Here is a 21,955-nt window from a genome sequence, read left to right as displayed (position 1 = left end):
GATGTTACACGAAAACATGCTTAAAAATGCAGGGGGGGGGGAGGTCAACCGCTTAGACCTTAAAAGTCCAGACCTAACTTCCCAGTATATCGACAAAATCGGTCAACTTTTTCCTGAGGTTCTGACTGAACGTCGTGATGAACAGGGTCGCTTAGAAAAAGCGATCAACTTTGAAAAGCTCAAGGATTTACTCTCCCACGATATAACGGAAGGGCGAGAGACCTATGAGTTTACCTGGGTCGGCAAGCGTGCTGCCATGGCAGAAGCTGGTCGCCCCACAACCAAGACTTTACGAGCCGATCTTGAGGAAAGTGTTGATTTTGAAAAAAGTGAAAATGTCTTTATCACTGGGGACAATCTGGAAGTCCTAAAAATCCTGCAGGAATCTTACCTCGGTAAGATTGATATGATTTACATTGACCCGCCTTATAATACAGGTAAGGACTTTGTCTATTCGGATAAGTTCCAAAAGACAAAAGAAGAACTAGATGATGATATGGGGCTGCTCGATGAGGAAGGGCGCCAAGTCGTCGGTCTTACGAAAAATGAAAAAAGCTCAGCCCGCTACCACTCGGACTGGCTCAATATGATGTACCCAAGGCTCCGCCTCGCAAGAAACCTCCTCAAGGATAGTGGTGTCATCTTTATCTCCATTGACGATAACGAACAAGCCAACCTCAAAGCCCTCTGCGATGAGATTTTTGGGGAGGAGAATTTTGTAACAAATATTTGTTGGCATAATAATAAAAAAGGTCGGCAAATGGACAAGTATGTGAAAAATACTTATGAAAATATATTGCTTTATTCTAAAGATATTGATTTAGTACGAATTAACTCTAATATGGTTAAAATGGATGAATCAAAATATGAATATGAAGATGATATCTCTAGATATAAAAAAGGTTATCCTTTGCATAATGGAACAGCAGCTTTTCATATTAATAATCGACCAAATTTAGCTTACAGTATTTACTATAATCCAGATACGGAAGTTGCTAAAATTATTGATGAAAAGATTATTGAAGAAGATAGTTATTCCATTGGTATTACTGAAGAAGGTCAAAAGTTGATAGACCAAGGCTATATTAGAGTAATACCAAAATTTAATAATAAATATTTGAACCAACGAGTGTGGCGTTGGGGTGCAGATAAATTCTTAAATGAGTATAAAACCGAATTAATGTTTATGAAAGAAGACGATGGTTATTATTTCTATCAAAAAGAAAGAATAGACTTATCTGGTGAAAAGGCTCAATTATTTACTAATTATATTGACATTGATACATCAAATGGAAAAAATGAATTAAATATATTATTTGATAACAAAGCCTATTTTGACTTTCCTAAGACTAAAAAAGTAATTAATCATTTGCTTAGAATAGCTACAGATAATAGTTCCCTTATCCTCGACTTCTTCGCTGGTTCGGCAACAACGGCTGATGCGGTTATGCAGTTAAATGCTGAGGACAGTGGCAACCGTAAGTATATCCTTTGTACACTGGATGAGGCAGTTGCGGACAAGTCCGCTGCCAAAGAAGCAGGTTTTGAGACTATTGACCAGATTTCACGGGAGCGGATTCGTCGTGCAGCCGCAAAAATCCGAGAGGAACAGCCTGATAAGGCAGAGGACTTGGATTTAGGCTTTAAGGCTTATCGTTTAGACAGCTCAAACTTTAAGGATGTGGCGAAAAAACCAGGGGAAACCACGCAACAAGACCTCTTTGACAGTATCTCAAACATCAAGGACGGGCGAAGCGACCTTGATTTGCTCTTGCAGGTCATGCTGAGCTGGGGCTTGGAGTTATCAGATACCATTGAAAAGAAAGTGATAGAGGGAGTGACTGTCTATGATGTGGCAGAAGGAGCCCTCCTTGCGACCTTTGCGGATCATGTACCAGACAGCGTCATTCGCACCATTGCCCAAAAAGAACCAATTCGCGCCATCTTCAAAGACAGTTCCTTTAAAACCAGCGCCGAGAAAATCAACCTAGCCCAAATCTTTAAAGAACTCTCAGCAGACACAACAGTAAAGGTGGTGTAGGGGATGAGTGAAGAATGTAGTAAAGTTATATGCTCTTTTTTATCACAATTATCTCCAAGTGATTGGTTAGATTTTTTTGGGATTATTGTCCCTGTTGGAGTTGCACTTTATTCATTAAAAAAAGCATATGATGACTCTGTTAAACAAAATAAGTTTTCAAATAGAATGGAGTTGTATTCTGATATTGCAGCATACTTTGGAAGTATCAAACTACCTAATGAGCCGTATTTTATTACAAAAGAAGACTATGTAGAGTTTCAAAAATTATTTAAAAAGTCATATTTTATAGCTAGTAAATCTGTATATGAAATTATCGTAAGAATTAATGAAATATATTTATTGGCAGTGAAGTCTGAAGGTACTATTTTAAAAGATATTGGGATTTCTACTTCTATAAACTTATTATTAGAATGTATGAAATGGGAATTTGATAATAAAATGGATATTTCCTCTGAGCAAGTCAAAAAATTGCAAGATAATTTAAAAGAAAATTGATTGTTGAAATTAGATATCAATAATCATATTAAAGGTGGTATAAAATATGAAATCACAAGAAGTAAGAGAAGTTGCGGAAGATGCTCTTGTAGAAGTATTCTTAGATAAGATTATAACGGCAGGAAGTGATTGGATAAAGGAACAGGGGTTGTCAGTATTATCCACAACTATGTTAGATTCCGGTTTATCACTTATACCTGCTTTAGGTAATGCAATTTCTAGTTATAAGACGAATCGAGCTATTAAAAATTTAGAAATACAGATTAAGCAACTTCAAGAGCATAGTGAGGCTTTGCAAAGGAATCTTAATATTATGTCTGTTGAGGTCAAAAGAGATTTAGATAAACTATTTCTTTATATGTTAGAGAAGACAGTTACAGAAAAACAGCAAGAAAAAATACAGTATTTTACAAACGCGTTTTTAAATTTATCGTCACATACAAAAATTGATGTCGATATTTCTTATATTTATTTTGATATTTTAGAGCAATTGACATATTTGGATATTCAGGTATTAGTAGATATGAGTAAATCCTCTTTTTATTATTATCAGCATCCAGAAGAAGAACCAGACAAAACAATTTCTCCAGAGCAATATAGAGCAATTAGGTCAAATTTATATAGACTTGGATTAGCTGAAAATAATTTAGATAAAGAGTTGAGAGAAGATTTGGAGGCAGTGAGAGATCCATTGTCTGAACTTAGAGAAGCAGTGATAGAGCTTCAAACAGTATTTCTAAAACCTACATCAAAACCAAAGATTCGTTCATTAAAAAGCAGGAGTCAGGCAAAAGTTCAAAAATTAAAATCTAAGGATAAAGTAAAAATATCTTCATTTGGACGAGAAATGATAGAATTTTTTACAGAACAGGAGGTCACCAATGAAACTCCAATTTAAACACCAGGGCTTCCAGCTGGATGCGGTAGAGAGCATTGCCTCCATTTTCCAAGGGCAGTCTAAGCGTGACGGGCTACGCTATCTGTTGGATACTGGTCGTGGGTTGACAGCTGATGAGTCTGATTTGGCTATGGATGCTTTTCGCAATCATCCAATTGAGCTAGATAGCGCAACTATTCGTGAGCAGTTGCGTTCTTGCCAGATGATGCACGGCTTGCAGCCGTCTAAAAAACTCCATACAGAGATCGTTGACGGACGGACTGCTTATAACTTCTCCATTGAAATGGAGACAGGGACAGGAAAGACCTATACCTATATCCGTACTATTATGGAGCTAAACAAACGCTACGGCTGGCTCAAGTTTATCATTGTCGTGCCGAGCGTCGCTATTCGTGAGGGTGTACTAAAGTCTTTTGAAATCATGCAGGACCATTTTCAAATGGAGTACGGCAAAAAGCCCCGCTATTTTGTCTATGATTCAAGTCGCTTGGGGGATCTTGATACCTTTGCCAATACCTCTGATATTCAGGTCATGATTATCAACTCTCAAGCCTTTAATGCTAAAGGCAAGGACGCAAGGCGGATTCACATGGAGCAGGAGAGTTTCCGCTGGAGACGGCCGATTGATGTCATTGCCAGCATGAATCCCATCCTCATCATTGATGAGCCCCAGTCGGTCGAAGGTAAGCAAACTAAGGAGCGACTCAAGGATTTCAAACCGCTCTTTACACTTCGCTATTCAGCGACCCATAAGGAAAAGTATGACATGGTCTATCGGTTAGATGCCATGGATGCTTACAATAAAAAGTTAGTCAAGAAGATTGCCGTGAAAACGGTCGAATCTTCTGGCACGACAGGGACAGAGGGCTACCTGTACTTGCAGGAATTGATTCCACAAAAGACAGGCGCTCCAAAGGCCAAGATAGAGTTTGAAGTGCGGACCAAGGCAGGGGTGAAACGGCGAATCAAGACGGTGGAAGACGGCTTTGATCTCTATGCAGAGTCAGGCGAGCTCGCTTCCTATAAGGGCTGGACATTGAGCCATTTTGATGCGCGTGAGGGAAGCAACTCTATTCAGATTGGAGCAGATAGGCTCTTACATGTCGGTGAGGTCATCGGAGAGCAAAGTGAGGAAGACTTACGGATTTTGCAGATTAGAGAGACTATCAAGACCCATTTAGAAAAGGAAAAATCCCTGTTCACAAAAGGAATCAAGGTATTGTCGCTCTTTTTCATCGATGAAGTCGCTAAGTACAAGCAGTACGATGAAGAAAACAATCCTTTAAATGGAGAATATGCTGCTATTTTTGAGAAAGAATACAGCGAGCAGGTGGCTGCTTATTTAGAAGCTCATCCGACGGGTCCTTATAGCGACTATCTACGTGAGCATGAAGGAGCAAGTCAAGTCCATGCTGGGTATTTCTCGGTGGATAAGGTTAAGAAGTCTACTAAAACCATTTTTGTCGATTCCAAGGTCAAGGGCAAGGGAGGGATTTCTGAGGACAAGGACGCCTATGACTTAATTATGAAAGATAAGGAGCGTCTGCTTAGCTTTAGTGAGCCGGTTCGCTTTATCTTCTCTCACTCGGCTTTAAAAGAGGGCTGGGATAATCCTAATGTCTTTCAGATTTGTACCTTGCGTCATACGGGTTCTGAGATTGCTAAGCGTCAGTCGATTGGACGTGGTATGCGCCTTGCGGTCAATCAAGCAGGGGTTCGGCAGGACGAAGAACTGTTAGGCGGTGATGTACATCGGATTAACCAACTGACGGTCATTGCCAATGAAAGTTATGAGAGCTTCTCACGGAGTTTGCAGGCAGAATTGCAAGAAGCCTTGGCAGACAGACCAAACAAGGTTGATACAGAACTCTTCATCAGGCATGCCGTGCTTGAAAACGCGCTAGGTCATACCTTGGAAGTGACCAAAGACTTGGCTCATCAGCTTGAGTTTAGCCTGATTAAAGAAGGCTATCTTGAAAAAGATGGTAGCTTGACCGAAAGCTACTACCAAGACAGAGAAAATAATAGCTTGAGGCTACCAGAAGAAGTTGCTGGCTTTGAAGAGCAGGTGATAAGTATTCTCGATAGTGTCTATGACGGTCGGAATTATCCGGTGGAAAATGGTAACCAGACCAGTATTACCCTAGCAGATGAAATCAACCATGCCAATCTCAAAAAGGCAGAATTTCTGGCTCTTTGGAACAAAATCAATCGCAAGACAGTCTATCAAGTCTCTTTTGATGATGAGGAATTGATTGAAAAAGCTGTTAACGCCATCAATCAGCATCTCCATGTCAAAGAAATCAGCTACCAGATTCGGGAGGCTAGTCTAGATAAGATTGAAAAGGAGAACATTTCCTTTACAGTCGCGGAAAATAGTGTTCAACATCAATACGTCAAGCCAACATCTGTCCAAATTTCTTATGATTTATTAGGTGAAATTACTGAGAAAACTGGCTTGATTAGACAAACAGTGGCACGAATTTTACAGGCGATAAAGCCAGAAAAGTTTGCTCTTTTTCAAAAGAATCCAGAGGACTTTATCTTGAATGTGTCCAAATTGATTGACCAAGAAAAGGGGACGCAGATTATTGAGTGCATCGAGTATCATATGATTGACGAGGTCTATGATATGGATATTTTCACGGAAAATCGTTTGAGTGCCAATATTGGTGATGAATACCTTTTGTCATCTCAAAAAGATGTTTACAACTATACCAAGGTAGATTCCAAAATTGAAAAGCAATTCCAAAAGGACTTGGAGCAGCATGAGGAAGTCAGCGTCTATACCAAGTTGCCGTCTGGATTTTTCATTTCTACACCGCTCGGTAAGTACAATCCTGACTGGGCAGTGACCTTCAAGGAAGGTAGTATCAAGCACATTTACTTTGTGGCAGAGACCAAGGGCAGCATGTCAACTATGGACCTGAAACAAACAGAGAAATCCAAGATTGCTTGTGCCAGAGTTCATTTTAGAAGTTTACAGGAAGCAGGAATATTGGATGATGAGACTATTTATGATGTGGTTGATAGCTATGAGGGACTACTTTCCATCGTAAAAGAATAGCATCAGAAAGCTGGGCAAAAGTTGCTCAGCTTTTTTGTTTCTACTTCTTTTTTTCTAAAAAATCACGAAAAATCTAAAAGCCTGGACAAAAACTGTCCATAGCATTTGGTAAGATAGAAGAAAGGATAAGAGCAGAAAATCAGTGTCAATAAGGAGAAAAGAGATGGAGCAAAGAGCGACGCAGCAAGAGACACAACTACCCAAGAAATTTGTCAATCTAACAGGGCATCCAATTAACATTTATAAAATTGTAGATGGTAAAGGTTGTCAAGTGGTATCGTTTCCACCCTCTCCAGTTTATAATCCTTTGCGCTTGATTGGGAAAATTGAAGATACTGTTATCAATAAAGTACCGATCAAGTCTATGCAGTTTGAGCTTGAGAACTGTGATGGGGTGCTGAAATACTTAGAAGAATTTAACATCATTGTATCTGGACATACCGCCGAAGCCTTACGAAAAAAAGGCTACAAAGGGAAATTCTTCAAGTCTGGAAAGAAGTATATTGAAAATGGTAAAATCTTAGGATGCTTGTACCTGATTGAGTGCTAGAAAGGTTTTGACATGATTGTTTGGTTATTTGGTTATATCTTTTACATGGGCTTGCTCGGAGCTATGATAGGCTTGTTTATTATGATATTTGTAGGCAAGATTATCTCCCTCATCTGTGGCTGTATCGGTTACCTTTTCCTTGGTGATGAAGGGTTTGAAATAGGTTCTTTCTTAGGCGCTCTAGGATTCACCCTGTGGGTAGCTTATAAGATTTTCTTTGGTTAAGGGGGAAATCAGGATTTGTGATTGCTTGATGATATGTTTCGTACAATATTGCTTGGGATTCCAAAGCCTGAGATGTTGTTTGTCTATGAATCCATTCTTCAGATTATCACGTGTTATTTTGTGAAAGATTTGTTTCCAGAAAAGATTGCTACTGTAAGATTCTGTAAATATGTTGTATATTCTGAAACAAAGAAATAAATCTGCTTCGCTTTTTTGTTTTTGTGGTAAAATAGAAGAGATAGAGAATAAGAATGAGGAAGGTATGGCAAAGAAAAAACGTCAGTTTGATAGCATATCCATTCCCAAGCGATTAAATCTACTCTTTGGGATTGTGATTCTCTTGTTTGGGGTTTTAATTGCACGTTTGGGTTATATGCAGGTGGCTAATAAAGATTTTTATATCAAAAAATTAGCAACTGCAAGTCAGCTTAAGGTTACACATAGTTCGGTTCGTGGTCAGATCTATGATGCTAGTGGCAAGCCCTTGGTGGAAAATACGACCAGGCAGGTTGTTGCTTTCACCCGTAGCAATAAAATGACGGCTGCTGATATGAAAGAATTAGCTGAGAAGCTCTTGTCTTTTGTCACGGTAACGGCTGCGGATGTCACAGAGCGACAGGAAGTAGATTATTACTTGGCAGACCCTAAAGTTTATAAGGAAGTTGTCGAAAAACTGCCCAAACAAAAACGCTTGGACACCGATGGGAACCAATTATCTGAAAGTGAAGTTTATAAAGCGGCGGTGGATAGTGTGGATCCCCAGCAATTGCATTATTCAGATGAGGAGAAAAAGGTGATTTTTCTTTTCAATCAGATGAATGCTGTTGCGAATTTCCAGACAGGTCTGCTTGAGACAGATCGTTTAAGTCCTGAGCAAGTGGCTCGCTTGACAGCAAATAGCAAGGAATTATCAGGAATTAGTGTGACCATGTCTTGGGATCGCAAGGTCCTAGACACGAGCCTTGCATCGATTGTTGGCAGTGTCTCTAGTGAGAAAGCAGGTCTTCCAGCTGAAGAGGCAGATGAGTATTTGAAAAAAGGCTATTCGCTCAATGACCGTGTGGGAACGAGTTATTTGGAAAAGACCTATGAGGAAACTCTTCAAGGGAAACGTGCGGTTAAGGAAGTGCATTTGGATAAAAACGGAGATCTGGAAAGTGTAGATACCATTGCTGAAGGAGAAAAAGGAGAGAATATCAAGCTCAGTGTTGATTTGGATTTTCAAAATGGAGTAGAAGAGATTTTGAAAAACTATTTGACCTCTGAGATTGCAGCAGGAAACGCTACTTATTCCGAAGGGATTTACGCTGTTGCTATGAATCCAAATACAGGCTCTGTTCTTGCGATGGCAGGGATGAAGCATGATTTGGAAAAAGGGGACATCAAGGCGGACGCTCTAGGGAGCATTACCAATGTTTTTGTTCCAGGGTCTGTGGTCAAAGGAGCTACTTTGAGTGCTGGTTGGGAATACGGCGCCATTTCTGGCAATCAGGTTTTGGTTGATCAGCCGATCAGTTTTGGTGGTGGCAATCCGATTACATCATGGTTCACCCAGTATGGCGCACGACCAATCACAGCCGTTGAAGCCTTGGAATACTCTTCGAATACCTATATGGTGCAGCTGGCTCTAAACATGATGGGAACGCCTTATTCAGACAATATGAAGATTGATTTAACCAATCTTGATACGTCTATGAAAAAATTACGGGCAACCTTTGCTGAGTACGGCCTTGGAACGTCAACAGGTATTGATTTACCAGGAGAGTCAGAAGGCTTCACTCCTAAAGAATTTACTTTTGCTAACTATTTGACAAATGCCTTTGGTCAGTTTGATAACTATACTCCACTGCAGTTAGCCCAGTATGCTGCGACAGTTGCTAATCGAGGTGTGCGAGTCGCTCCTCGCTTGGTTGAAGGAATTTATAGCAATAATGAAACAGGTGGCTTGGGCGACTTGATTACTAAAATTGAAACCAAGGAAATGGGGAAAGTTGCCATTTCCCAAGAGGATATGGACTTGATTCAGCAAGGTTTTTATCAAGTGGTACATGGAGGCGGCGGCTTTACGACAGGAAGCAGTATTGCAGCAGGTGAGGCGGTGTCTATCAGTGCAAAGACAGGAACGGCGGAAACCTTCGTCAATGGTGGAGAGCAGGCGATCAATACCAATGTGGTTGCCTATGCACCAAGTGACAATCCTCAGATTGCAGTAGCTGTGGTTTTTCCACATAATACCAATCTGAACTCCACGGTGAGTCATGTCATTACACGGGACATTATCAATCTCTACCAAGCCAAACACCCCATGAATTAGAAAGGAATCTATGCTTTATCCAACACCGATAGCCAAATTGATTGACAGCTTTTCAAAACTTCCCGGCATTGGGATAAAAACAGCGACACGTCTTGCTTTTTATACCATTGGGATGAGTGATGATGATGTCAATGATTTTGCCAAAAATTTGCTCTCAGCAAAGCGAGAGTTGACCTACTGCTCGATTTGTGGGAATTTGACGGACGATGATCCTTGTGCGATTTGCGAAGACAGTACGAGAGACAAAACGACGATTTTGATTGTCGAAGATAGTAGAGATGTCTCTGCTATGGAAAATATCCAAGAATACCATGGTCTTTATCATGTCTTGCATGGCTTGATTTCACCCATGAATGGAATTGGACCAGACGACATCAATCTAAAGAGCTTGATTGAGCGTTTGATGGATAGCGAGGTGACAGAAGTCATTGTCGCAACAAACGCGACAGCAGATGGGGAAGCGACATCTATGTATATTTCACGCGTTTTGAAACCGGCTGGTATCAAGGTCACACGCTTAGCACGAGGCTTAGCAGTTGGCTCTGATATTGAGTATGCAGATGAAGTGACCTTGCTTCGTGCGATTGAAAACCGAACAGAATTGTAATATAAAGGAGAGAACAATGGTAAAAGAAACTCTAATCCTACTTTATGGTGGGCGTAGTGCAGAGCGAGAAGTCTCTGTTTTATCCGCAGAAAGCGTTATGCGAGCTGTGAATTATGATAAATTTTTAGTCAAGACTTATTTTATTACTAAAGAAGGGCATTTTATCAAGACGCAGGAGTTTGACAAAGAGCCTCTTGAGGAGAAATTGATGACCAATCAGAGCATTGATTGGGACAAGGAAATCAAGCCAAGTGATATCTATGAAAAAGATGCGGTAGTCTTTCCTGTTCTGCATGGTCCGATGGGTGAGGACGGCTCTATTCAAGGCTTCTTAGAAGTCCTTAAAATGCCTTATGTCGGCACAAATGTCCTTTCTTCAAGCGTTGCCATGGATAAGATTAGTACCAAGCGTGTACTAGAATCCGTAGGCATTCCTCAAGTGCCGTATGTGGTGGTTCTTGAAGGAGATGATTTGGAAGAAAAGTTAGCCGAGGTAGAGAAGACCTTGACTTACCCAGTCTTTACTAAGCCATCAAATATGGGCTCAAGTGTTGGAATTTCAAAGGCGATGAATCAAGCGGAATTACGGGAATCTCTTGCTCTTGCTTTTCAATACGATAGTCGTGTCCTTATCGAGCAAGGTGTGGAGGCGCGCGAGATTGAAGTAGGACTGCTTGGCAATTATGATGTCAAAAGTACTCTTCCAGGTGAAGTGGTCAAGGATGTTGATTTCTACGACTATGATGCCAAATACATTGATAATAAAATTACCATGGACATTCCAGCTAAGATTTCTGATGAAGTGGCAGCAACTATGCGTAAGAATGCAGAGCTTGCCTTTCGAACGCTAGGCGGCTTAGGCTTGTCTCGCTGTGATTTCTTCTATACCAAGGATGGCGCTATTTTCTTGAATGAATTAAACACCATGCCTGGTTTCACCCAGTGGTCCATGTACCCTCTTTTGTGGGAAAATATGGGAATTAGCTATCCAGATTTGATTGAGCGCTTGGTGGAATTAGCCAAGGAAGCTTTCACAAAACGCGAAAATCATTTGTTGTAAAAGGAGTTGAGGACGTTTGTTCTCTCTCTTTTTTGCTTTTTATAATCATTTGGTTTGAATGTATGACGTCGTTGTTTCGCACTAAATCAAAACGAAATGACTATATTGACCATACTCTCTTTTATCTGTGGTATAATGGAAGAAGTATATGCTAGAAAGTTGAGAATCATGAAATTAAGTTTGTATGAAGTGGCGCGTGTGTTGGGCGCTAAAAATGATGTGACGGTATTTGAGGATGTAGCGTTTCAAAAAGTAGAATTTGATAGCCGTTTGATTGAGAAAGACGATTTATTTTTGCCGCTAAAGGGAGCGCGAGATGGGCATGAGTTTATCTCAACTGCTTTTGAAAATGGAGCAGCTGCAACCTTGTCTGAAAAAGAATTGCTAGATGTCCCTTATATTTTGGTGGAAGATGTCTTAGCAGCCATGCAACAGCTAGCTCAGTATTATGTGGAGAAAATGGCAGTCGATGTTTTTGCCGTGACAGGCTCAAACGGGAAAACAACGACTAAAGATATGTTGGCACATCTTCTGTCTGCTCGTTTCAAAACCTATAAAACCCAAGGGAACTACAATAATGAGATTGGTCTTCCTTATAGCATTCTTCACATGCCAGATGATACTGAAAAATTAGTCCTTGAAATGGGGCAAGATCATTTGGGAGATATTCATTTGTTGTCCATGATTGCTCGTCCTAAGGCAGGGATTGTCACCTTGGTAGGAGAAGCTCACCTAGAATTTTTCAAAAATCGTTCGGAAATTGCCAAAGGAAAAATGCAGATTGCTGATGGTATGGAACAATCTGGTTTGCTACTGGTGCCTAAAGATGAGATTGTTGATCCTTATCTTCCAAAAGAGCAGCAAGTGCTACGTTTTGGTGCGGGTGGCGATTTGTATATAGAGGATTTGGTGGAGGAAAAAGAAAGTCTGCGATTTTCATGCAATCAGTTGGAGAGAGAAATCACGCTTCCTGTGACAGGAAAATACAATGCGACCAATGCTATGTTGGCAGCCTATATTGCTAAACAAGAGGGGGTTAGTGAGGACGAGATTGTGGAGGCATTTGCACATTTGAGCTTGACTCGCAATCGAACAGAGTGGAAAAAAGCCTATAATGGGGCGGACATTCTCTCGGATGTTTACAATGCTAATCCAACAGCCATGCGCTTGATTTTGGAAACTTTTTCGACCATTCCAACGAATCAAGGAGGGAGAAAACTCGCTGTCCTAGCAGATATGAAAGAGCTAGGTGCAGCGTCAGCTACCATGCATGCGGATATGATTGCAAGTCTAGATCCAGAAGTCATTTCTCATGTCTTTTTATACGGAAAAGATATGGCAGCTCTGTATAATAAGGCGCGTCAGATCTTTGATTCTAAGTACCTTTATTATTTTGTCAAGGATGAGGAGATTGATGAGTTTGAAGAGTTGTGTGCGAGTGTAGCAATGGCGCTTCAGCCAGCTGATCAAATCCTTCTCAAAGGAAGTAATAGCATGAATTTAGCCCAGTTGGTCGAAAAATTGGAAAGTGGAAGATGATCAAATAATTTTGCGTATTTAGGCATATAGGCTGATTGGCTTCATTTGATTAGGGATTTTATATTTAAGTGTTATGAAGTTTATTTAGTCAGATAAGTTGGTAAAGAGAAGCGAAGACTGTCAATCTAATCAAGAGATTGAAGAATGATCATGTTTGAGTGGCTGCCTTTTTCCGTCTTATCGGGATTATCAAGGAGTCGTTAGCGATTTTTTATGTGGTATATCACAGAAAAGAGATGTAGAAAAGTAGCAGATAGAGAGGGAGAATAGCTATGTTACAGGAATTTTTCACAGCCTATAAGACAGAACCACCGCAGTTAACGATTGTGGATCATATGTGGCTGCTTTTGCTCTTGCTGGGCGTCATGTATGGGGCGATGAAGTTTTATAAAGAGCGGTCTTGTTTACTTTTTTTCAAGAGTTTGCAAGTGGTACAGTTAGTGACGTTGTATGGATGGTATATCTGGACGAGGACGCCCTTGGCTGAAAGTTTACCTCTGTATCATTGTCGCATGGCTATGTTTGCCCTTCTTCTCATGCCAGATGATTGGCTTTACAAGGAATATTTTGCAGCTGTTGGGGTCTTTGGCTCCATTGCAGCCTTGCTTTATCCTGTTTTTGATCCTTTTTCTTGGTTTCATGTGACGATTTTCTCTTTTATTTTTGGGCATGTTGCCTTGTTGGGATCTTCCTTGATCTATCTTCGTCAAAGAAAAGAATTGCGTTTAACCAAGCGTCGCATTGTTGAAATCACGGCTATGTTAAATTTTGGCATTTTAGTTGTGGATGTCTTAACGGGCGGAGATTATGGTTTTTTGCGCCAGCCACCTTTGATTGGCAATCATGGACTTTTGCTCAATTACCTGATCATCACCTTGGTTTTTACAGTAGCTTTATGCGCCATTATCAAAGGAATCAAGCTTTCACGAGCTGTTGGAGAGCAAAAGTGGAATGAGGAGTTAGAGGAGTATTAGATTGTGAGCAAGGGGAGTGTCCTCCTCTTTTTTTGCTGGCTTCTTGTTTTACTGAACACATTTTTCAGAATGGTGTATGAATAGTCAAATCTTCTATGTCTTCATTTTTTTAGAGTCAGCAGCAAGAAATTTGCCCAGTTAGAATTTTAAAAACACAAAAACCGTAGCAGGAGCGACTATTTGTCACTCTTTCTACGGTTTTTATAGTGTTTTAGAAAGTCTTGTAGGTTGACCAAAAAGTAAGCAAAGTAAGGCATGAGCAAGAGAATATAGATATAAACATACTGGCTCTTGGTTTCCCAAAAGAAATGAAAGACGAATCCTCCTAAGAAAAAGATGAGTGAGGAAAGTGCAAAGGGATGGATCGGCTCTGCTCCCTTAAATAGCTGGAATAACAGTCCAAATCCGACAATGATGTAAAATAGAAGCAAGATAGCAGAACCAAGATTGTTCAAGAAATAATAACCTGATTTTTCCTCGTAGATACTTTGGAGGAGAGGCGTGTGGGTGAATTGCTTTCTCTCGACTTGCGGACCTGTCCAAATTGACTGAAAAGTTGGCTCAGTCCAGGTAGATAGCACCTTTTGGTAGAAAAAGACAAAGGCATAGATGGGGTCTTTGAGAAATTTTTTGAGGATACGTTTTAAGTCTTTTTTTGCCATCTTGGTAGCGGCTTTCTCGTCAAATTTATTTTTCTGAAGAATGCGGGTATTATAAGCGTTGTACCAGCCACCGAGAGACTTTTGCTTGGGGCTGTCCATGAGTCCCATGGTAATATAGGCAATTTTTGGAGTCCCTTCTCCGATAGTCGTTTGTGCTGCCTTTTCATAGTAAGAATGAAGAAGTTTTGGCATGGCAATGAGTGATAGACTGATCATGCTCATGGCTAGAATCTTTTTCCAGTGGAAAGATTTTAGCAGAGAAAGTAGGAGTATGGCAAGGAGGGTAAGGGCAAATAATTGGTAATTATTGCGAATCAAGCAGGCAAGACCAATGAAAAAGCTAGAGAGTATCAAGGAATGCCAAGTCTTTGTTCTCTCAAATCGCTCTAGGAAATAAAGGCTAAGAAGACAAAAAAAGAGTCCCGGAATGGTTCCGTAAGCAAAGAGGATAAAAAAGAAAGCAGGAAAGAAGGAAAAGCTCAGTAGAATCGTGTAATTGAGCACTGGTTTACTTTGGGTAAAGCCTTCCGTGATTTTATAGATGAGAAAATGGCTGGCTAGAGCAAGTGCAAGATTGATGAGAAAAATCAAGCGAGGACTGGTGGAGAGCATAGCGTAAAAGCGTTCGAGAGAAACCAAACCTAGCTGATGTGGATTGCGATAAAGATAAGCCCCTATCTTGGTCAGAGAAGTGAAATTTCCTTGATTAAACTGCAGAGCGGCTTGAAAAACATGCTTGGCATCCGCTCGTAGCTGAGGATCCACATGGAAAATCAAGTGCAGCCCTAAAAGGGCGTATATACTACCACAAATGGCAAAAATTTGCCACGGTTTGCTTTTTTGAAGGATAGGACGAAAACCCCAAAGGAGCAAGAAAAAGAGGAGTGCTAGAGCGTAAACCCAAGGAGATGTAGGTTGAAGTTGAGCGACTTCTGCAATGCTCATGGGCATATAGGTGCGCATGAGCAAACTGTGGAGACCTAGCACGCTTAGAATCACTCCAGCAAGAGCAATCACGGTGATAATACCCACTTGAAAGAGAAATCTGCTGGTTTTACGAGATACTTGTTTCAGCCTTCTAGTTGTTTTGTGTTTAGCCGTTGACAATACCATTTTATCCTAGCCTTTCTAAAGAAATCTAGCTTATTGTATCATATTTTGCCAAGAGGACCAAATGCGCTAGGAGAAATCTACTGAAATCATTGAAAAAATAGCTAAAATTAGCTATACTAGATGGGTTAGAAAAAAGGAGCTGTCCAATGTAGGAAGTAAATGAAGAAGAAAATAAGCCAATCATAAACAAGGAGAAACAGATGACACTACAAGATGAAATTAAAAAACGCCGCACCTTTGCGATTATCTCCCACCCGGATGCGGGGAAAACGACCATTACCGAGCAGTTGCTCTACTTCGGTGGGGAAATTCGTGAGGCTGGTACGGTTAAGGGGAAAAAGACAGGAAATTTTGCCAAGTCTGACTGGATGGACATTGAAAAGCAACGGGGAATCTCGGTGACTTCTTCGGTTATGCAGTTTGACTATGACGGCAAGCGCGTCAATATCCTTGATACCCCAGGGCACGAGGACTTCTCAGAAGATACCTATCGGACGCTTATGGCGGTCGATGCTGCAGTCATGGTCATTGACTCAGCCAAGGGGATTGAGGCACAGACTAAAAAACTATTTGAGGTTGTCAAACACCGCAATATCCCAGTCTTTACCTTCATTAACAAGCTAGACCGTGACGGTCGGGAACCGCTTGATCTCTTGCAAGAACTAGAAGAGATCCTTGGGATTGCAAGTTTTCCGATGAACTGGCCAATCGGTATGGGAAAATCGTTTGAAGGCTTGTATGACCTACACAATAAACGCTTGGAGCTTTACCGTGGCGAGGAGCGTTTTGCGAGCTTTGATGAGGGAGAAGCCCTCTTTGGTAGCAATCCATTTTATGAGCAAGTGTTAGAAGATATTGAGCTTTTGAGCGAGGCAGGAAACGAATTTTCAGAAGAAGCGATTTTAGAAGGTAAATTAACTCCAGTATTCTTCGGCTCTGCCTTGACTAATTTTGGCGTGCAGACCTTCCTTGAAACCTTCTTGCAATTTGCTCCAGAACCGCATGGACATTTGAAAACAGACGGAGAACTCGTTGAGCCTTTAACGAATGACTTTTCAGGCTTTGTCTTTAAAATCCAGGCCAATATGGACCCTCGACACCGCGACCGCATTGCTTTTGTCCGCATCGTATCAGGTGAATTTGAGCGTGGTATGGATGTCAATCTGACACGGACTGGCAAGAAAGCCAAGCTGTCAAACGTTACCCAATTTATGGCTGAGGCGCGTGAGAATGTGGAGAATGCCGTAGCAGGCGATATCATCGGGGTCTATGATACTGGGACTTACCAAGTCGGAGATACGTTGACAGTCGGTAAGAACAAGTTTGAATTTGAACCACTACCGACCTTCACACCTGAAATGTTCATGAAAGTATCAGCTAAAAATGTCATGAAACAAAAATCATTCCATAAGGGAATTGAGCAGTTGGTGCAAGAAGGGGCAATCCAGCTCTATACCAATTACCAGACAGGTGAGTATATGCTGGGTGCGGTTGGTCAACTCCAGTTTGAAGTCTTCAAACACCGCATGGAAAACGAGTACAATGCAGAAGTGGTTATGACACCAATGGGCAAAAAGACGGTACGCTGGATTTCTGAGGAGCAGTTGGATGAACGTATGTCGTCTAGCCGCAATATCCTTGCTAAAGACCGCTTTGATCATCCTGTTTTCCTCTTTGAAAACGACTTTGCCCTCCGCTGGTTTGCGGACAAGTATCCAGATGTAGTACTCGAAGAAAAAATGTAGAAAGGAGTATAGTCGTTCAGTTTTTATTGATGATGCATTGCATGCGTCTTGGCTAATGAAAAGCTGAACGATGATAACAAAAACATGGGAATTTTTTCTGGCTTGATGGGCAATGCTGCCCAAACTGATACCACAAAAGTAGAAGCACAGCTTGAAGCCGTATTACTTTCGACTGAGGAAGTGACCTCAGCCTTTAGCTTGGTTCGTGATTTAATCGTCTTTACGGATAAACGCTTGATTTTGGTAGACAAGCAGGGAATGACAGGAAAGAAAACCTCCTACAAGTCCATTCCCTATCGCTCCATTTCTCGTTTTGAAGTGGAAACATCTGGACATTTTGACTTAGATGCGGAGTTGAAAATCTGGATTTCATCCAGCATGGAGCCTGCAGAAACCCTGCAATTCAAGAGTGATAAGAGCGTGATTGCCATTCAACAGGCACTGGCTGAAGCTGTGTTACGCTAAAGAAAGAGATGATGAAAAAAGAAGAAATCAAAAATATCTTGTTGGTCATTCTAGGTTCCGTTCTCTTTGGTATGAACATTAATCTTTTTGTGATTTCCAATGAATTTGGCGAAGGTGGCATTACAGGACTGACCTTGCTGCTCTACTATGTCTTTGGGTGGAATGTGGCTGTTAGCAGTTTTGTGTTTAATGCACTTTTACTTGGACTAGCCTATACATTTTTAGATGGCAAACGAGTGATTTACACTCTTTTGTCCATTGTGACCATGTCCTTGAGCTTGGAGTGGACTCAGTTTTTACAAGGCTGGTATCAGGTTCCTTATATCGCTATGATTCCAGCAGGTATTTTGACAGGGATTGGGATTGCCTTGGTGCTTTTGGGACAAGGTACGACCGCAGGAAGTGATATTATTGCCCTTTTATGTGAGAAATATTGGGGCTGGAAAGTGTCAACGGTCATTCTTGCTATTGACATTCTGGTGATTACACCGCTTGCCTTTAAAATTGGTTGGCTCAAGACTCTTTATACACTGATTATGATTGTGATTATTAGCCGTACCTTGGATTTAGTCCTTGTCTTGGCTGCTAAGAGAAAAAAGCTTGACATCGTGGAATTCTAAGAATACCCACGCTAGGGAGAGAGATGTTTATTGAAAAAAGTTTGAAACATGGGATGTCTTGGATCAATCTGGATGCTAAAAAGCTTGATCAAGTGCCTGAGGAATATGAAAAATATGGGATTGACCAAGAGACGATTGAGTATGCGCTAGACAAGAACGAACGAGCGCACATGGACTACAATCGAGAAGATGGCACAATGGTCTTTATCTACAATGTCCTAGATTTGGAGAAAGAAAAAGAGCACTACGAAACCATTCCCATGACCTTTATCGTCCAAGACAATCGCTTAATTACCATTACCGATCAAGACAATGCTTATGTGGCGCAAAATATGGCTCGCTATATTGAGCACCATGAGCCTGTTTCGGTTTATAAATTCCTTTTTGCCAGTCTTGAGCTGATTAGTCATTCTTATTATCCTCTGATTGAAAAGATAGATAAGACCAAGGATGAGATTAATGGTTTATTGCGGCAAAAGACAACTAAACAACATTTGTTTGCTCTTTCAGACTTGGAAACCAGCATGGTTTATCTCCTTGCTGCTGCTAAGCAAAACCTCATGCTCTTAGAGCATATCAAGGGACATGCAATTTACCGTGGATTTGATGCTATTGAGCATGAACAGTTTGACGATGCCATGATTGAAGCTCGCCAGTTGGTAGCTATGACAGACTTGGTGTCGCAGGTTTTGCAGCAATTATCCAGTTCTTACAATAATATCTTGAACAATAATCTAAATGATAATCTGACCATTTTGACCATTATCTCTATCCTTCTTGCCGTTATTGCAGTCATTACAGGATTCTTTGGGATGAATGTGCCCCTTCCTTGGACTAATGATGATCATGCATGGATGTATATCATTATTTTAAGTGCGGTGTTGTGGATTGTCCTGGCCCAACTCTTAAAATGGGTAGCGAATAAACGATAGAAATAAAGAGCTGAGCAGTTGCTCAACTCTTTTTCATATTTAAGGAAGCTTATCAAATAGATAGTCGCTATTTCCTGCAAAGGAGATGGTAGATCCCATTTTCCAGTAAGGAATGATACTACCTTCTTTGAGCCCGCTTGATGCTAATCCTGCCCAAGAAGCAGTGTTGATTTTTTCAATCGTAATGATGTGTAAAAGAGGATTGATTTTTCCTTCAAAAAGCATGGTAGAGAGAGTTCCTGTTTTTGTATCATAGGCAATGCCTTGATTGTCTAAGGTAGCTACTATGGCCTCTTCAAGCGTCGCAGTCAGGGTTTCTGTAAGAAACGAATCTGACGAAATCCCAAGACTTGATAGGAGAGCAGATTTATCAATCGAAGCTGTGAGTGATAAGACAGCCTTGTCCTCCTTGACTTCTAAGACGACTTGCTGCTCTTTTAAGAGACTTGTGAGATCAAGTTCTGTACCAAGACCTGAGACTTGTTGATTCCATTCTTCTTGAATTTTTTGCTGAGCAAGCTTTTCTAAATGAGGACTGTGCCATTTACCAGAGACATTGCCATTGTGATAGAGAAAGGCAGCTCCTGCAAGGACTAAGATTAGAAAAATGGTGAGGCGACGTAGAATACGTCCTTTTTTGTTTGATTTGTGTTGACGTTTCATGGATTTTCCTTTCTATTTTTAGGCATTATACTATATCATTGACTGCCTGTCAAAAGGTTTGGAAACGTAATCTTACAGAAATCATAGATAAAAAGCTATCTATTTCTGAGAATTGTGTTATACTAGAGAAGTTGCATGCAACGAAATTGTATATATTGGGAAATAAGCTCCACTTCTTGCACCAGAGTGATGTCTAAAAAAACCTGTCCTACTTAGACGGTTTTTATTTTTTAGATGAGGGCTGAGGTCCCATTGGTGATGTTGGATTTTTCCAACTTAGAAAGAAGAATATGAAATTTAATGAATTACAGTTATCTGCTGACTTGCTAGCAGAGATTGATGCCGCGGGCTTTGTGGAGGCAAGTCCGATTCAAGAAAAGACGATTCCCCTTGCCCTTGCGGGTAAGGACGTGATTGGTCAGGCCCAGACTGGGACAGGAAAAACAGCAGCTTTTGGTCTGCCAACTCTTGAAAAAATCCGCGCTGTGGAATTGACCGTTCAAGCCTTGGTCATTGCCCCAACGCGGGAATTAGCCGTTCAAAGTCAGGAAGAGCTTTTTCGCTTCGGTCGTAGCAAGGGTGTTAAAGTCCGCTCCGTTTATGGTGGTTCAAGCATTGAAAAGCAAATTAAGGCGCTCAAATCTGGCGCTCATATCGTAGTGGGTACACCTGGTCGTCTTTTAGATTTGATTAAGCGCAAGGCATTGAAACTCAACCATGTAGAAACTCTTATCCTCGATGAAGCAGATGAAATGCTCAACATGGGCTTCTTGGAAGATATCGAATCAATCATCTCTCGAGTTCCAGAAGAACGTCAAACGCTTCTCTTTTCAGCAACTATGCCAGCTCCGATTAAACGCATCGGTGTTCAATTCATGAAAAATCCTGAGCATGTGCAGATTGAGGCAAAAGAATTGACGACAGAATTGGTCGATCAATACTATATCCGTGTTAAGGAACAAGAAAAATTTGACACTATGACGCGACTTATGGATGTGGATCAGCCAGAATTATCAATCGTCTTTGGTCGGACCAAGCGCCGTGTCGATGAATTGACTCGTGGTCTGAAAATCCGTGGCTTCCGTGCAGAAGGGATTCATGGAGATTTGGATCAAAACAAGCGCCTGCGTGTCTTGCGTGATTTCAAGACAGGTGGTCTGGATGTCCTTGTAGCAACAGACGTTGCGGCTCGTGGATTGGATATTTCAGGGGTGACCCATGTCTATAATTACGACATTCCACAAGATCCTGAAAGCTATGTTCACCGTATCGGTCGGACAGGGCGTGCTGGAAAATCTGGTCAATCGATTACCTTTGTCTCACCAAATGAAATGGGCTACCTCAAGATTATTGAGGATTTGACTAAGAAGCGTATGACAGGCATGAAGCCTGCGACAGCAGAAGAGGCTTTCCAGGCTAAGAAAAAAATTGCGCTTAAAAAAATTGAACGTGATTTCGCAGATGAAAACATCCGTAAGAATTTTGCTAAATTCGGCAAGGATGCTATTAAATTGGCTAGCGAATTTTCACCAGAAGAATTGGCTATGTATATCTTGAGCTTGACGGTGCAAGACCCAGAGTCAATGCCAGAAGTGGAAATTGCACGTGAAAAACCATTGCCGTTCAAATACATCCCAGGTGACAAAGGCGGTAGCCGTGGCAAGTCTGGTAAAGGTGGACGCTCATCATCTAACAATCGTCGTGGAGATGACCGTCGTAGCGGTGGTCGCAGAGATTACAAAGAGAAACGCCGCACCAATGACCGCGACCGTTTCGGAAAAGACAACAAAAAACCACGCAAACGCATCTCAAGCGAGAAAAAGACAGGATTTGTCATTCGCAATAAAGGAGATAAGTAGAAAATATAGGAGAGATGTTGACATCTCTTCTTTTTTGTTATCTATTTCGATTTTTTTCTAAATAGTTCTTGACTTCCGTGAACAAAAAGAGTAAAATTCTATTTAGAAATATTTCTAAATAGAAAG

18 protein-coding genes are annotated in these 21,955 nt (G+C 41.0%); 16 read left to right on the top strand and 2 right to left on the bottom strand.

Going from position 1 to position 21,955, the window contains the following annotated elements; genetic code table 11:
* Window position 1 precedes the first annotated feature (1 nt).
* From AB1I63_05345 to AB1I63_05295, 11 genes are all read left to right on the top strand, one after another.
* On the top strand, window positions 2–2,041 hold the full coding sequence (locus tag AB1I63_05345) for a site-specific DNA-methyltransferase (protein ID MEW4354311.1): 2,040 nt from the start codon (window positions 2–4) through the stop codon (window positions 2,039–2,041).
* A 3-nt stretch (window positions 2,042–2,044) separates the two neighbouring features.
* Window positions 2,045–2,536 carry a hypothetical protein gene (locus AB1I63_05340; GenBank protein ID MEW4354310.1) on the top strand — a complete coding sequence of 164 codons (492 nt, stop codon included), beginning with the start codon at window positions 2,045–2,047 and terminating at the stop codon, window positions 2,534–2,536.
* Window positions 2,537–2,582: 46 nt separating this feature from the next.
* Entirely contained in the window at window positions 2,583–3,434 is an 852-nt protein-coding gene (locus AB1I63_05335) for a hypothetical protein (GenBank protein MEW4354309.1), read from the top strand.
* Complete coding sequence (locus AB1I63_05330) at window positions 3,418–6,501, top strand: DEAD/DEAH box helicase family protein (protein MEW4354308.1); 3,084 nt, start codon at window positions 3,418–3,420, stop codon at window positions 6,499–6,501. Before AB1I63_05335 ends, AB1I63_05330 begins: the two co-directional genes overlap by 17 nt.
* 163 nt (window positions 6,502–6,664) lie before the next feature.
* The gene (locus tag AB1I63_05325) at window positions 6,665–7,051 is read left to right on the top strand and encodes a hypothetical protein (GenBank protein MEW4354307.1); all 387 of its coding nucleotides are present in this window, start codon (window positions 6,665–6,667) and stop codon (window positions 7,049–7,051) included.
* Window positions 7,052–7,063: 12 nt separating this feature from the next.
* Window positions 7,064–7,276, top strand: a complete 213-nt coding sequence (locus tag AB1I63_05320) for a hypothetical protein (protein ID MEW4354306.1) — start codon at window positions 7,064–7,066, stop codon at window positions 7,274–7,276.
* Window positions 7,277–7,538: 262 nt separating this feature from the next.
* Window positions 7,539–9,590, top strand: a complete 2,052-nt coding sequence (pbp2b, locus tag AB1I63_05315) for a penicillin-binding protein PBP2B (protein ID MEW4354305.1) — start codon at window positions 7,539–7,541, stop codon at window positions 9,588–9,590.
* A gap of 10 nt (window positions 9,591–9,600) precedes the next feature.
* The gene (recR, locus tag AB1I63_05310) at window positions 9,601–10,197 is read left to right on the top strand and encodes a recombination mediator RecR (GenBank protein ID MEW4354304.1); all 597 of its coding nucleotides are present in this window, start codon (window positions 9,601–9,603) and stop codon (window positions 10,195–10,197) included.
* Window positions 10,198–10,213: 16 nt separating this feature from the next.
* On the top strand, window positions 10,214–11,257 hold the full coding sequence (locus AB1I63_05305; GenBank protein MEW4354303.1) for a D-alanine--D-alanine ligase: 1,044 nt from the start codon (window positions 10,214–10,216) through the stop codon (window positions 11,255–11,257).
* A 168-nt stretch (window positions 11,258–11,425) separates the two neighbouring features.
* Window positions 11,426–12,796: a UDP-N-acetylmuramoyl-tripeptide--D-alanyl-D-alanine ligase gene (gene murF, locus AB1I63_05300; GenBank protein ID MEW4354302.1), complete on the top strand. Its 1,371-nt coding sequence runs from the start codon at window positions 11,426–11,428 to the stop codon at window positions 12,794–12,796.
* A gap of 272 nt (window positions 12,797–13,068) precedes the next feature.
* The gene (locus AB1I63_05295) at window positions 13,069–13,770 is read left to right on the top strand and encodes a YwaF family protein (protein MEW4354301.1); all 702 of its coding nucleotides are present in this window, start codon (window positions 13,069–13,071) and stop codon (window positions 13,768–13,770) included.
* Window positions 13,771–13,946: 176 nt separating this feature from the next.
* Here the strand turns inward: AB1I63_05295 and AB1I63_05290 are convergent, their stop codons facing one another.
* Complete coding sequence (locus AB1I63_05290) at window positions 13,947–15,545, bottom strand: glycosyltransferase family 39 protein (GenBank protein ID MEW4354300.1); 1,599 nt, start codon at window positions 15,543–15,545, stop codon at window positions 13,947–13,949.
* A 200-nt stretch (window positions 15,546–15,745) separates the two neighbouring features.
* On the opposite strand from AB1I63_05290, the gene AB1I63_05285 reads away from it, so the two are divergent.
* From AB1I63_05285 to AB1I63_05270, 4 genes are all read left to right on the top strand, one after another.
* Entirely contained in the window at window positions 15,746–17,290 is a 1,545-nt protein-coding gene (locus AB1I63_05285; GenBank protein MEW4354299.1) for a peptide chain release factor 3, read from the top strand.
* An 84-nt stretch (window positions 17,291–17,374) separates the two neighbouring features.
* Entirely contained in the window at window positions 17,375–17,755 is a 381-nt protein-coding gene (locus AB1I63_05280; GenBank protein ID MEW4354298.1) for a PH domain-containing protein, read from the top strand.
* An 8-nt stretch (window positions 17,756–17,763) separates the two neighbouring features.
* Entirely contained in the window at window positions 17,764–18,375 is a 612-nt protein-coding gene (locus AB1I63_05275) for a YitT family protein (protein ID MEW4354297.1), read from the top strand.
* 23 nt (window positions 18,376–18,398) lie between these two features.
* Window positions 18,399–19,307, top strand: coding sequence for a magnesium transporter CorA family protein (locus tag AB1I63_05270; protein MEW4354296.1), 909 nt, complete (start codon window positions 18,399–18,401; stop codon window positions 19,305–19,307).
* A gap of 39 nt (window positions 19,308–19,346) precedes the next feature.
* On the opposite strand, the gene AB1I63_05265 is transcribed toward AB1I63_05270, so the two are convergent.
* Entirely contained in the window at window positions 19,347–19,970 is a 624-nt protein-coding gene (locus AB1I63_05265; GenBank protein MEW4354295.1) for a hypothetical protein, read from the bottom strand.
* A gap of 290 nt (window positions 19,971–20,260) precedes the next feature.
* On the opposite strand from AB1I63_05265, the gene AB1I63_05260 reads away from it, so the two are divergent.
* The gene (locus tag AB1I63_05260; GenBank protein MEW4354294.1) at window positions 20,261–21,829 is read left to right on the top strand and encodes a DEAD/DEAH box helicase; all 1,569 of its coding nucleotides are present in this window, start codon (window positions 20,261–20,263) and stop codon (window positions 21,827–21,829) included.
* The last annotated feature ends 126 nt before the right edge of the window (window positions 21,830–21,955 follow it).

The sequence above is a fragment of the Streptococcus pneumoniae genome (genome assembly GCA_040719455.1).
Lineage (GTDB): Bacteria > Bacillota > Bacilli > Lactobacillales > Streptococcaceae > Streptococcus > Streptococcus pneumoniae_G.
This window is presented reverse-complemented; position numbering and strand designations above follow the sequence as displayed.